The organism is Croceicoccus sediminis, from assembly GCF_007570835.1.
In the GTDB taxonomy this organism is placed as follows: Bacteria; Pseudomonadota; Alphaproteobacteria; order Sphingomonadales; family Sphingomonadaceae; genus Croceicoccus; species Croceicoccus sediminis.
On sequence record NZ_SUNC01000003.1, the window covers coordinates 171,434 to 183,953 of the forward strand.

General features: G+C 59.6%; 9 protein-coding genes. 3 read left to right on the forward strand and 6 right to left on the reverse strand.

Annotated elements, in window-relative coordinates:
* Positions 1-2 precede the first annotated feature (2 nt).
* The gene (locus FAX90_RS11500) at positions 3-782 is read right to left on the reverse strand and encodes a GntR family transcriptional regulator (protein ID WP_144097563.1); all 780 of its coding nucleotides are present in this window, start codon (positions 780-782) and stop codon (positions 3-5) included.
* A 256-nt stretch (positions 783-1,038) separates the two neighbouring features.
* On the opposite strand from FAX90_RS11500, the gene FAX90_RS11505 reads away from it, so the two are divergent.
* Positions 1,039-3,150 carry a PQQ-dependent dehydrogenase, methanol/ethanol family gene (locus FAX90_RS11505; protein WP_144097564.1) on the forward strand — a complete coding sequence of 704 codons (2,112 nt, stop codon included), beginning with the start codon at positions 1,039-1,041 and terminating at the stop codon, positions 3,148-3,150.
* A 125-nt stretch (positions 3,151-3,275) separates the two neighbouring features.
* On the opposite strand, the gene FAX90_RS11510 is transcribed toward FAX90_RS11505, so the two are convergent.
* Positions 3,276-4,439 carry a fumarylacetoacetate hydrolase family protein gene (locus tag FAX90_RS11510; RefSeq protein ID WP_144097565.1) on the reverse strand — a complete coding sequence of 388 codons (1,164 nt, stop codon included), beginning with the start codon at positions 4,437-4,439 and terminating at the stop codon, positions 3,276-3,278.
* A gap of 521 nt (positions 4,440-4,960) precedes the next feature.
* Positions 4,961-5,875 carry a formylglycine-generating enzyme family protein gene (locus tag FAX90_RS11515; RefSeq protein ID WP_144097566.1) on the reverse strand — a complete coding sequence of 305 codons (915 nt, stop codon included), beginning with the start codon at positions 5,873-5,875 and terminating at the stop codon, positions 4,961-4,963.
* 337 nt (positions 5,876-6,212) lie between these two features.
* Here FAX90_RS11515 and FAX90_RS11520 point away from each other — a divergent pair, with 337 nt between their 5' ends.
* Both FAX90_RS11520 and FAX90_RS11525 read left to right on the forward strand, forming a co-directional pair.
* Positions 6,213-7,211 carry a phosphotriesterase family protein gene (locus FAX90_RS11520; RefSeq protein WP_170234962.1) on the forward strand — a complete coding sequence of 333 codons (999 nt, stop codon included), beginning with the start codon at positions 6,213-6,215 and terminating at the stop codon, positions 7,209-7,211.
* A gap of 78 nt (positions 7,212-7,289) precedes the next feature.
* Entirely contained in the window at positions 7,290-8,165 is an 876-nt protein-coding gene (locus FAX90_RS11525; protein WP_144097568.1) for an alpha/beta fold hydrolase, read from the forward strand.
* Positions 8,166-8,344: 179 nt separating this feature from the next.
* Here the strand turns inward: FAX90_RS11525 and FAX90_RS11530 are convergent, their stop codons facing one another.
* From FAX90_RS11530 to FAX90_RS11540, 3 genes are all read right to left on the reverse strand, one after another.
* Entirely contained in the window at positions 8,345-10,525 is a 2,181-nt protein-coding gene (locus FAX90_RS11530; RefSeq protein ID WP_144097569.1) for a TonB-dependent receptor, read from the reverse strand.
* Positions 10,526-10,781: 256 nt separating this feature from the next.
* Entirely contained in the window at positions 10,782-11,342 is a 561-nt protein-coding gene (locus tag FAX90_RS11535) for a VOC family protein (protein ID WP_170234963.1), read from the reverse strand.
* Between the two features lie 220 nt (positions 11,343-11,562).
* Entirely contained in the window at positions 11,563-12,354 is a 792-nt protein-coding gene (locus FAX90_RS11540; RefSeq protein ID WP_144097571.1) for a TetR/AcrR family transcriptional regulator, read from the reverse strand.
* Between the last annotated feature and the right edge of the window lie 166 nt (positions 12,355-12,520).

Here is a 12,520-nt window from a genome sequence, read left to right on the forward strand (position 1 = left end):
AATCAGCCAGCCGCTTCTTCTTCGAACCAACGTTCGATCGCGGTATAAACATAGCCCAGGTGTGCACGCATGGCAGAGGCCGCATATTCCGGATCGCGAGACGCGATGGCATCGAAGATTCTCTGATGCTCGCGCAAGGTGTCGTCCGGCCTCTCGTTGGAACCAAGGCTGCTGAAACGCTGACGGTCAAGCCTTGCGCGGCAGCTTTCAAGCTCGCTCGCCAGGCGCGGACACTCGATGATAGAGGCAATCTGTGCGTGAAATGCCGCGTCAAGGGCGTCGAGCCGCGCCAAGTCATGTGTCTCCAATGCCTCTTCCTGTCCGCGGAGATTTTCGCGAAGGACCTCCAGGTCATCATCGGTCAGGATTGTCGTGGCCCTGCGCACCGCCTCAATCTCAAGCGCGGTTCGAATGATCATGCTCTCGCGCAGATCCTGATTTCGGATCGGGGCGACGAAGCTTCCGCTCTGGCGATAGATTTCGACCAGCCCTTCATTGGCCAGCCGTGCAAGTGCCTCGCTGATCGGCGCGCGGGACACATCAAACTCTTCGGCCAGCTCGTTCTTGTTGAGCTGGGCGCCGGGAGGAAGCTCCAGATCGCGGATGCGCCGACGTAGTTCGAGATAGACGCGGTCTGTCTTGGTAGGCTCGCGGTCCTCGACCGATTCAGCGGAGGATTTGGTGATTCTGCTCATACGTCCACCGCAATAGTCAACTCTTGGGGCCGGGTCTAATTGCCTTTGCCATACTCTTTGCAGGCTGCCCGGCTTTCGGCCCTTCATCACGGGATGCCGGACGAAACACGGTTCAGGCAGCACGATCAGACGGAGGCAATGCCGTCACCTCCGTCGCCCCCTCCCCAGATATTGCCCATGATCGATTGCTTCAAGCAAGGCAGTCATCTGGATCACCATGCAAACATGTCAGATAATGCCTATATCTGATTAAAATGGCATATCAGACGCATTTTATAGCTTATTGACATTTTAATTGGCTTTGCGGCAAAATCCCCGGAGAGGATAAAACAGGGATGATGCGATGCCGTTCAAATTGGATAGAGCCGACCGCCGAGCCGCTATTTTGCCACGCGGGACAAAGGGTATCGTCCTTGCTGCACTTCTGCTTCAGGCATGCGGCTTCTCAAACGGGGAAGGCGTTGCGGACGGTAACGACTGGCCGGTCGTTGGGGGATCGACCAACGAAACATTCTATTCGCCCGCCAGCCAGATCGACACCGACAATGTCGATGCTCTTGGCCTGGCATGGCATGCCGACCTTGATACCGCGCGTGGGCAGGAAGCCAACGTGGTGATGGTCGATGGCACGCTCTATTTCTCAACCGCCTGGTCCAAGGTTTACGCTTTCGACGCGCGCACAGGCGATCAACTCTGGCAGTACGATCCGGAAGTGCCCGGCGAAAAGGGCTACGACGCCTGTTGCGATGTGGTGAATCGCGGGGTTGCCGTGACGAAGGGGAAAGTCTTCGTCGGCACCCTGGATGGCCGCCTAGTCGCGCTCGACAGAAAAACTGGAAGTCCGGTTTGGGAGACCCAAACGACGGACCCGGCCAAGCCTTACACCATCACCGGAGCACCCCGCGTTGTGAAGGACAAGGTCCTGATCGGAAACGGCGGGGCCGAATATGGCGTTCGCGGCTACGTCAGCGCCTATGACATCCGGAACGGCGATCTGGCCTGGCGCTTCTACACAGTGCCGGGCAACCCGGAAGACGGACCCGATAACGCCGCATCTGATCCCCAGATGGCAAAGGCTGCCGCCACATGGCACGGCAACTGGTATGATTATGGCGGCGGCGGCACGGTCTGGGACGCTATCGTCTATGACGAAGAGCTGGATCAGGTCCTGATCGGCACGGGCAACGGTTCGCCATGGAATCACCGCATCCGATCCCAGGGCAAGGGTGACAATCTCTTCCTGTCATCCATCATCGCGCTGGATCCCGACACGGGCGACTATCGCTGGCATTACCAGGAAACGCCGGGCGAAACATGGGACTTCACGGCGACGCAGCCGATCGTTCTGGCAGACCTCCAGATCGACGGAACGCCCCGGAAAGTGCTGATGCATGCCCCGAAAAACGGGTTCTTCTATGTGATCGACCGCAACGATGGGCGCTTGATTTCCGCCAAGCCGTTCGTTGACGTCAATTGGGCCGAAGGGGTCGACCTCGAGACCGGTCGGCCGATCGAACGACCAGAAGCACGATGGACGGACGGATCGAACCGCAATTTCGTCGCCCGTCCCGGAGCCTATGGCGCGCACAGCTGGCACCCGATGGCTTACAGCCCGCAAACGCACCTCGTGTACATCCCGGTGCAGGACATTCCCTTCGGCTATCAGGATGACACGAACTTCCAGTTCCGGCCCGGTCAATGGAACCTTGGCAATGTATCGCCAACCAACCTGGGCCAGGCGAGCGAGAGCGATCTGGCCAAGGCGCGGAAAAACGTAACCGGCGCGATCGTCGCCTGGGATCCGGTCAAACAAGAAGCCGCCTGGCGCGTGCAGCATCCCAGCGCCGGAAACGGCGGCATCCTAGCGACCGCTGGCGGGCTGATCTTCCAGGGCAAGGCCGATGGGCACTTCGTCGCCTACGATGCTCGTAACGGATCGGAACTCTGGTCCTTCGACACGCAGGCTCCACCGATCGCGGCGGCATCGTCATACATTCTCGATGGCAAGCAGTACGTGGCTCTGCTCGCCGGCTATGGGGGGATATTCTCGTTGTTCAACGGATACTCGCCCAAACCGCAGAACCAGCCCATTGGAAGGCTGCTCGTCTTCGCGATAGGCGGCAAGGATGAGTTGCCCGAGTTCGACGGCACCATGTCGAAGCCGGTGCCACCTAGCCAAAAGGGCGACCCAGCCAAGGCACAGGAAGGGTTTGGTCTGTTTGCCGTTAACTGCATGTCCTGCCACGGAGCGCAGGGGTGGTCGAGCGGAGTTCTCCCCGACCTCAGGCGCTCGGCAGCGATCAATGATCCAATGATCTGGAAGTCCATCGTCTACGATGGAGCATTGCAAGATTCAGGAATGATCGGCTTCAAGGGAAAGCTCTCGCCCGAGGAGGTGGAAGCGATCAGGGTTTACGTCGGCGAACGCGCCCGGGCTCTTGCCGATGGCGACTAGGTTCGGGGGCAGTCATTAAGGCCGGAACGATGCAGATAGCGTCCTCGGCTAGGCCTGGACTGATATCGCTGCCAGAACGAAAGAGCATGCCATCGGCGAACGCCCGATGGCATGCCCGGCAAGCTTCATAAAACGCCACGCTGGCTTAGCGTTCTGTAGAGCGCTCGAACTCCGAACGACCACCGTGCCGCATCCGTGGTGAGCGCAACGGTATTCTCCAGGCAGCCCAGCTCCGGGCTGCTGATACGCACAAGGTCGCCCAACTTGTGCGTAAAGCCGGAGGTATTCGGATCTCGCGGCTCGTGCGGGACAAACATGGTGCCGAGGAACAGGACCACCCCGTCGGGAAAATCGTGATGTTCCCCCATCGCCGCAGCAACCAGTTCCGCAACGGTGCGGCTGCATTGGCTCATGCGGTTGACGCCCTGGCACCGGAATCCGTCCCGCCCCTCGATTTCCAAGCTCACTTCAAGATCAGCCAGATCATCGACCGTAAATTGATCGTCGATCAGCCTGATGAAGGGGCCAATGGCACACGATGCATTGTTGTCCTTCGCCTGGCCGAGGAGCAATGCGCTACGCCCCTCGATGTCGCGCAAGTTGACATCATTGCCTAGAGTAGCGCCGACCACTCTTTCGTCGGATGACAGTACGATCACGACCTCTGGCTCGGGATTGTTCCATTCACTGTCCGACCGAATTCCGATCTTCGCACCATAGCCAACGGACGACATGGGCTGCGACTTGGTGAAGATCTCGGGATCCTTGCCGATCGCCACTTCAAGATACTGAGACCAGAGGCCTGCGGCCCGGAAGAGATCCTTCGCTGCCAACGCCTCGGCCGATCCCGGCTTTATGCTTTCAATCCGACCACCGAGCGCTTCGGCAAGGTCAGCCCGCAAAAGGTCAGCAGTAGCCGGGTCGCCGGCAGCCCTTTCTTCGATGACCCGTTCTATCGCACTTTCGGCAAAAGTGACGCCTGATGCCTTGATGGCCTGAAGATCTATCGGCGAGAGCAAAAGGTCTTGCTCGATCGCGTCATCCAGACTGCAGACAACCGGCCCATCCAGGGCATCAATTCGTTGCGGAAGGTCCAGTATCTCGAGTAGGTCCGATACAGTCGGCGCCAGCGAGGTCAAATCGATCAGATCGTGTCCGCGAACGCAGACGGGTCGGGGACCAGCACCACCCTCTTCGGACCAAACCCTGCCGATCAGGCGTGTTTGGTCCGGCGTCTTCGGTAAAATCGCCGCACATCGATCCGATCCGTGGTTAGCGTACTTCGCCATCAACGCTGGCCAAGAGATGGATACCGATTTGCCAAACGGATACCTCAGTCATGGAATGCATACCCCCTCTCGCATCGCATCGACCCAAACAAACTGGCATGTCAAATTAATGCATTCAACCGAAAAATCGCACAATATTGCAGCATAAAACGCAACCTAGAATTTCAATGTCTGCGGGAGAGTGCGAACTCGTCGTAGCCGGGGTCCTGCCTGCGCCCTTTGAAGCTGCATTACCGAAGACCAAGAATGTCAGGTCCGACAGCAGGCTCCTAATTAATGGCGCTCTGGTTTAAACGAATTTCCGCCCGTGCGCATAATTGGTCGAGCGAACATTTTCCGCACATCTGACCGTCACCAGTCCTGAATAGTCGACAAAGCTGTCCGTCGGCCATGTAAATTGGCGACTTGCGGTGTTCTGGAACGACAGGATCACAAGGGAATCTCAGGTTGCAAGATTCGCGGCTGGTCCGCCTTGGTCCTGCAACGCAGCCCCTGCCCCCGCTTCCGTCTTTGATCTTGCCCTAGCGGCGGACCACGCACCTGAAACCGACATGGCTGGCAGAACTGTCGACGGGCTGCCCTTGCCGTGCTGCCGGACGGTACCTCTGGCAATAGTTCTCGGCACAAAGGTGCGAGCCGCCCTTCGTGACGCGGCGCGGAATCTTCAGATCTGACGTGCAGGGATCGTAGCTTGCGCCCTTGGCCGGGCCGCGCGGGTTGCTGACGACGCAGCAGGCGTCGGCGCCTTTCTTTCGGGTATCCGGCAGGCCATACCAGTCTCGGGTCCATTCCCAGACGTTCCCGACCATGTCGAATAACCCGAAGTCGTTCGGAGGGTAAAACCCGACCGGACTGGTCCGCTCCCACTGATCTTCCATGGTGTTTTCATATGGGAACGCACCCTGCCAGTAATTGGCAAGCATCTTTCCGCCGGGCGCAAGCTCATCGCCCCAGGGCCATTCCCGGTCGTCATGGCCTCCTCGCGCAGCGAACTCCCACTCCGCTTCGGTCGGCAGGCTTTTGCCGGCCCACTTGGCATAGGCCAGCGCGTCCGAAAAAGTGACGTGGACGACCGGATGGTCTTCGATGCCCTCGATCGAACTGTCAGGCCCCAGCGGATGCCGCCAGTCTGCCCCCAGGCAAAATTCCCACCACTGGCTCCAGTCGTTCAGCGGAACGGGCCCGTTCGTCTTGCGAAAGACGAGCGAACCGGGATGGGCCAGCGCCGGGTCCATTCCGGGGTAATCGCGCGGATCGGGCGCGATCTCGGCAAAGGTACGATGACCCGTCGCCGCAACGAATTCGGCAAACTGGCGATTGGTGACCGGTTTCGGATCGATCAGAAACGGATCGACCTTCACCCGGCGCAGGGGCCGTTCTTCGGGATAGAACTTTTCCGAACCCATCGTGAAAGTGCCGCCCGCCAGGCGGACCATGTCATCAAGCAAGTGTTGGATAGTCCTGTTTCCCATAACGGCTTTTCAGTTGGCAGCCCGATGATCCAGCCTTCTCAAAAACGCGGCCCGTATGCAACTCGATCACTCATCATGATGGGGAACACGGCCGCCCCGTCCTTGCCGCACGGCCCGCCCAAAACGGAAGCCCGGACCGCCCCGGATTGCTTGACATAATTAAGAGCCCCCTTCATGTTTATTACAGCTTGTTTTCGGGCTTTCCTGAGGCCCGGGAAATGGGTTCTCAGCGGCCCCGGAAGGCACGCGGCGACAAGACGGGGGCGGCATGAACCGGACCTCTGCACGAAAGAGGATGGTCATGGTAAAGATCCCTACCGCTCGGGGTGACGAGATCGACAGCGCGCAGCTTGGCTTCACGCTGATGGTTGAGAACCTTTACAACATAAATACCGAGGTCAATCTGCAGTGGCCCGAAACGCTGGGCGATCCGGAAGAGCGGATCGACGACGTTGTTTCCGCGCTTGAAAATGCCAGGGCCCATGGCGTCGATACGATCGTGGATCGGACCATTCCCGGCCTTGGTCGCAATGTCGAAATGCTGAAGAAGACGGCAGAGCGGACCAAGGTCAACATCATCCTTACGACCGGGTTCTACACCTGGCGCGATCTTCCGCTGATGTTCGAATTCCGCGAACAGATGAAGCCGATGCTGGAGGACAAGCGCAGCTTCGAATACTTCTTCGAAAAGGACATCGAGGAAGGCATCGGCAACAGCGGCGTGCGCGCTGCCGTCCTGAAAGTCGCCACCGACAAGCACGGCGTGACCGAAGGCGTCGAAATCCTGCTAAAGGCAACCGCGCGCGTTCATCGCCGCACCGGCGTGCCGATCGGCACGCATACCGACGGCGCGCACACCGGGTTGCTACAGATGGAAGCGTTCCGGGCCGAAGGCGTGGACCTTTCCCGCGTCTATTTCGGTCACATCTGCCGCACACCCGGCGACGATCTGGGCGAAATCCAGCAACTGCTCGACACCGGAGCAACCGTCGGTTTCGACATGCTGTCGATGGCCGACGTCTTCGGCAATCGCGAGAGCCGCCTTGCACGCGTGGTGGAGCTGTGCCGCCGCGGATATGCCGGACAAATCCTGCTGTCGCACGACAACCAGGGGTTTACCGACCTGACGCCCGAAATCGATCAGAAGCGGCACAAGGCGCCCTACCCCCGCTGGTGCGAACTTTCGGAGAGTTTCCTGCCGCTGCTGCGTGAAAATGGCGTCACGGACGAACAGATCGACCAGATGATGATCGGCAACCCCCGGCGCATCTTCGAATCCCGTGCGCTGGGCGCCTACTGAGCCCGACCTTGCCTCTGCCCCCGGCCAAGGCCGCGGCATCGCATCGGATCGCACGGCAACCAAATTTGGAGACGATACGTGAGCAAAGATGAGGCCGCCTTGCGCAGCCACAAGGTCCAGCTATCGCAAGTCCGAATGCACTACGTTGAGGCGGGGCCAGCCGATGCGCCCGTCCTGATGCTGCTGCATGGCTGGCCGCAGACCTCGCTCGCATGGTCGCAGGTCATGCCGCGTCTGGCCCGGCGCTATCGCGTCATCGCACCCGACCTTCGCGGACTGGGCGATACGACGCGGCCGACGACGGGGTATGACGCAGAGACGCTGGGCCGCGACATCATCGAACTCGCCGACGCGATTGGTGCCGAGAGCTTCGGCGTGGTCGGCCACGACAACGGCGCCCTTGTCACATATGCCGTGGCGGCGCTGGCGCGCGACCGGGTCAAGGCCCTGGTGCTGCTGGATGCGGTACTGCCCGGTTACGGCCTTGAAGAGCTGGTGCGCCTGTCGGCCGATGGCTGGGGCATCTGGCATTTCCCGTTCCATGCCTCGCCCATGGGAGAGTTCCTGATCCAGGGGCGAGAGCGCGAATACATGACATGGTTCTTCCGCAACATGGCCTATGCGCCCGGTGCGATCCCGCCCGATCATGTCGATGAATACGTTCGCGCCTATTCGCAGCCCGGTGCCATGCGCGCGGGGCTGGCCTATTACGCGGCCTTCCACGAAAGTGGTGAGCAGGCGCGCGCATCGGGAAAGGTAAAGCTCACCATGCCCGCCCTGGGCATCGGCGGGTCCGCCAGTATCGGGGCGCTGGTCGGCGCCAAGCTGGGCGAAGTTGCCGAAAACGTCGTCAGCGATGTCGCCCCCGAGTGCGGGCACTGGATCGCCGAAGAACAGCCGGAATGGTTGGCAGATCGGCTGGAAACATTCCTGTCGGACGCACTGCCAGCTTGAGCGGGTCACAGCCTGCTTCGAGACGTTCTTGCAGCGAAAAACCGCAAATCAATTATCACCCCCATAAGGACACATCGACATGAAAAGGCCCCGGCGCGAATGGTCGCACCGGGGCCTTTTTCAACGTGTCAGGTGCTGTCGGCGGAACGGCTGGCGAACCAACCGTTCCGGCCGGTCAATCAGAAGCTGTAACCGAGCGTCACACCATAAGTGCGCGGTGCGGCAGGAATCGCGATGTCGTTCCCTCCACCAACGCCGTTGAGCAAGGTGTAGTAGTACGACTTGGTGAGATTGTTGCCCCACACCGACAGCCTGAGCCCATTGTCCCCTTCCCAGCCGATCGAAGCCGAAAGCAGTTCATAGGCATCGTCGATCAGGCGGTTATCGAGTTCGCTATAAGTGAACCCCGTGTAAAGCAGGTTGCTGCTGATCTTCACGTTCCCGCTGTCGAGCGGAATGCGATAATTGAAGCCGATATTACCCGTGAACTTGGGAGCATAGGGCAGGCGGTTGCCCTTCGCATTGTAGGGCACGCATGCCGGGTCCGACAGGTCGCAAGGCGGGATGCCGAAGCCATTCCGGCCGTTCGGCAGGCGGTTCACGTTCGGCGCGTTGGGAAAGTCGCCGATCCGCGAATGCAGGTAGTTGCCGTTCGCATGTATCGAAAGTTCCGGCGTGACCCGGCCCGTGATTTCCGCTTCGAGACCATAGACCTTTGCCGAAGGCCCGTTGACGGTGACAACACTGCCAGCGAGCACCCGCTGAAACTGGATATTCTGGAAGTCGTAATAGAAAGCGGCGGTGTTGAATATGATCCGCCGGTCGAACAGCTCCGTCTTCAGGCCGACTTCATAGGCGTCGAGCTTTTCGGGATCGTAAGGCTCGTTGGCCGAAACCGTCGTGCCAAGCGAAAACCCGCCCGATTTCACACCGCGGTTATAGGATGCATAGGCCAGAACGTCGGGCGTGACCTTGTAGTCGAGCGAAAGCCGCCACGTCGGCTTTGCCTTCGAAAAGGACTTGGTCTGCTCTGGATCGATGACGATGTCGGTATTCGCGATGGCGACCGACCCGGTATAGTCAACCTTGTCCTTGGTATAGCGCAGACCCGCGGTGAAGTTGAGGTCATCCGTCAGCGGATAAGTGCCCTGCGCGAACCCGGCGAGCGACTTCGACTTGGCAAGCCCGTAAACGTCCACGCCAGGAATTGGCGCGAATACGAGGCCGGTGATGCGCACAGGCTCGTTATAAGTGTTGTAATCAAAGTAATAGACGCCCGCGAGCCACTGGAACCTGGCATCCGAAGGCGCCATGACGTGGAATTCTTCCGAAATCATGCGCGACCGGCTGAAGAAGTCGCCCCTTACCAGGGTAATCGGTGACGCGTCCTGATCCAGTCCCTGATAGGCTTCCACCTTCTGGTAAGCCGCAATGTTGCGGATCTGGAAACCGCCAAAGTCATGCATGGCGGTGATCGATCCGCCGTAAGTCTTGCCATTGGCCCCGGTGTTGGAATCCCCGGCAACACGGTAGCGGCCAAGAAATCCCTGACCTGTGGCAAGAACCGATCCCGGCGGGTTCTGCGGATCCACCTGGTTGTTGAATTCGGCATAGTTACCCGACACCGTGATGTCGGTGTCGGCGCTGGGTGCGAGAAGGATCTTGCCGCGCATGTTGAAGTCGCGCGAATAGAAACGTTCCTCGCCGGTAAAGACGTTTTCGCCCCAGCCCTTGCCCTGATTCTTGTACTGGATCGCGAAATTCGCGGCCAGCTGGTCGGACAAGCCCCCCGAAACATAGGCCGAGGCCCTGACTGTATCGTAATTGCCGTAACCGACGGCGAAATCCATTTCGGGATCGAACGAAGGCGCCTTGGTGATGACCTGCACCACACCGCCGGTCGCATTGCGGCCGAACAGCGTTCCCTGCGGCCCTTTCAGCACTTCGACCCGTTCGAGGCCGTTGAATTCGAAGACGTTGGCGACGGAAGCGGGCTGATAGACGCCGTCGACATAAATCGCGACCGAGCTTTCCGACGTAAGATCACCCGACTTGGCACCGATACCACGCATGTAGATGTTGGTCGGGCCGACTTGCGCATTGACCTGCACACCGGGCGCAACCGCCTGGATCTGCGAGATACCAGTGACGCCCGCGTTGGCCACCGAGTCCGAGGTGATCGCGCTGATCGTGATGGGAACGTCCTGCAGCCGCTGTTCACGGCGCTGTGCCGTGACGACAATCGGCTGATACATCTCTTCCGTTTCGTCCACACCGGCATCTGCAGTCTGACCAAGCGCCGGCTGAACCAGAAACGCAGAGGCCGAAACCCCGCACAGAAAATAGAATCCTGCCTTCATCACTCTCTCTCCCTCGGCCCTTTCGGGCTCTTTTCATTGACGATGAAGACAATATTCACCGCCACTCCTCGACCGGATCTCTTGCGGATTCTCGGCTTATCTGAGGCAGTCGGAGTATGATGGGCCTATCAATTTTGTCAAACGCTTTCGGCGCGGGATCGCCGATGCAAGCCGATAGCGCAGGGTCCGCGCGTGCTCCGGGCCATAACTACAATAGCGGATAAGGGAGCGCAGTCGCCGGCGGGGCGGCATTCCGTCAGATAAAGTCGCCCAAAGACCGGATCGGGTCGCTACCATCCCAGTTCGCGCAGACATCGCGGATACGGTCGAACAGCGGGCCCGTACCGGGCGCATACTGGGCAAATTCGACGTAGTGCGAAGCGCCCTCATGCATCCGTGCGTAGATCACGTGCGCCGATGCCGTCTTCATTTCCTGCTCGACCGAGAGCCCTTCGCGGGCGCAGCGTTCGGGGATGCCAGCCATGTCGTCGACCAGGATGCAGACATGGTGAATGCCCGCCTGTGAACCGTCCATCCAGTCACGATAGACCGAGGGACCTTCGTCATACTGCTGGATGATTTCGACCTGCATGTCCCCCCAATAAGAGAACGCCAGGGTGAGCGTGGCTTCGCGCTCCTGCCCCTTGTATATATTGGGGACCGGTACGCGTTCGATGACGAAGAACGGCCCCACGCCAAGCGCATTCCACCGGCCGATCGCCTCGCGGAAATCCTTTTCGACATAGGCCACCTGGAAGATCGGCCCCAGATCCTTGATGAAATGCCCATTCGTCTGCGGCGTGCTGCCCGAGGTCATCGATGTCTCCCATGGCGCTATTGTTTGAGATGGGCATAAATTATTATGCCGCACCATGCCATTGGAAATCTCGAACCGCTTGCTCAAAAGGAAAAATGCGACGCCGCGAAAATCCGCGTTTCACGTTCGCATGCGGAGAGGTTTGGGGATGAACGGTGCAGTATCGCCTTTGCCAACGAGCGGTCAGCGCCGTAACTTCTGCGCCCGGGGGCTTTGCCGATCAGCCCTTCGCGTCGGACACGCCTTCGATCTCGCGATCGCGGTTGATGCCGAGGATGAACAGGGACATGCCCTCATTGAAAAGGCTGTCCGCATCGAGCTGTAGCGGCGCGACCTTGCCGAAGATGATATGCTCCATCTTGACCGGATCTAGCGCGGCCAGCTTCTCTTCGTAGAACTGGTTGTGGTCCGCCGGCATCAGGTCGTGCGTGGCCTGGTTGGCCGTGCTCATCACGAATTCGTGAATGATCTGCGTGTGAATGCCGGTCCGCTGGGCCGACAATCCTGCCGAGCGGATGTCCCCGACAAGTCGGTTCAGCATTTCCGCGCCGTAATCCCGGTCACCGAAAGCCGTCAGCTGAAAGATGCGGAACTGGTGGTTCGAAACCAGGTAGGCCGCAATTCCCGGATATTCGATTAGGGAATCGTAGAAACGCTTGGCCCCGTTGCGCACGTCCTGTTCCCAGTCGCCGGTCGGTTCCGGCCACTTCTTGAGCACGTTCTGGTAGAACAGGTTCATGATACCGGAGGTCAGCCAGTCGCGTCCGCCGATATAGTAATGGATCAGCGCCGGGGTTACGCCCATCGACCGGGCGACGACGATTATCGAGATATCCTGCAGCGCGACCGATTTCGAAAGCTTCAGAGCCGTACGCAGGATGCTGCGCCGGCTGGTCCCGCCCTTTTCGCTTGAGGGCGGACGACCGGGTTTCCGGGTCGTACCCTTGGCAGATGCCCGGCGCGGTTTCTTGGCACCGTCCGCCTTGCCGGTCTTGCTGCTAGTACTGCTCACGCCCCGATCCCTGTAACATTGCGCGGTGCGACACACCGCGGGCAGACCCGTATGAACTCTCTGTCAGACGCGCAAGCATCCTGTAAAGAGCCAGTAAGGGGAGTTTGCGCACAATGCTTCCCGACCAAAGTCGGCCCGTTCCCCGGAAGTGATGCGAGGTCTATAA

Coding starts and splice junctions, on each gene's coding strand:
- FAX90_RS11500 (WP_144097563.1), bottom strand. CDS start 782: ATGAAGGGCCGAAAGCCGGGCAGCCTGCAAAGAGTATGGCAAAGGCAA.
- FAX90_RS11505 (WP_144097564.1), top strand. CDS start 1,039: ATGCCGTTCAAATTGGATAGAGCCGACCGCCGAGCCGCTATTTTGCCA.
- FAX90_RS11510 (WP_144097565.1), bottom strand. CDS start 4,439: ATGGCGAAGTACGCTAACCACGGATCGGATCGATGTGCGGCGATTTTA.
- FAX90_RS11515 (WP_144097566.1), bottom strand. CDS start 5,875: ATGGTCCGCCTGGCGGGCGGCACTTTCACGATGGGTTCGGAAAAGTTC.
- FAX90_RS11520 (WP_170234962.1), top strand. CDS start 6,213: ATGGTAAAGATCCCTACCGCTCGGGGTGACGAGATCGACAGCGCGCAG.
- FAX90_RS11530 (WP_144097569.1), bottom strand. CDS start 10,525: ATGAAGGCAGGATTCTATTTTCTGTGCGGGGTTTCGGCCTCTGCGTTT.
- FAX90_RS11535 (WP_170234963.1), bottom strand. CDS start 11,342: ATGACCTCGGGCAGCACGCCGCAGACGAATGGGCATTTCATCAAGGAT.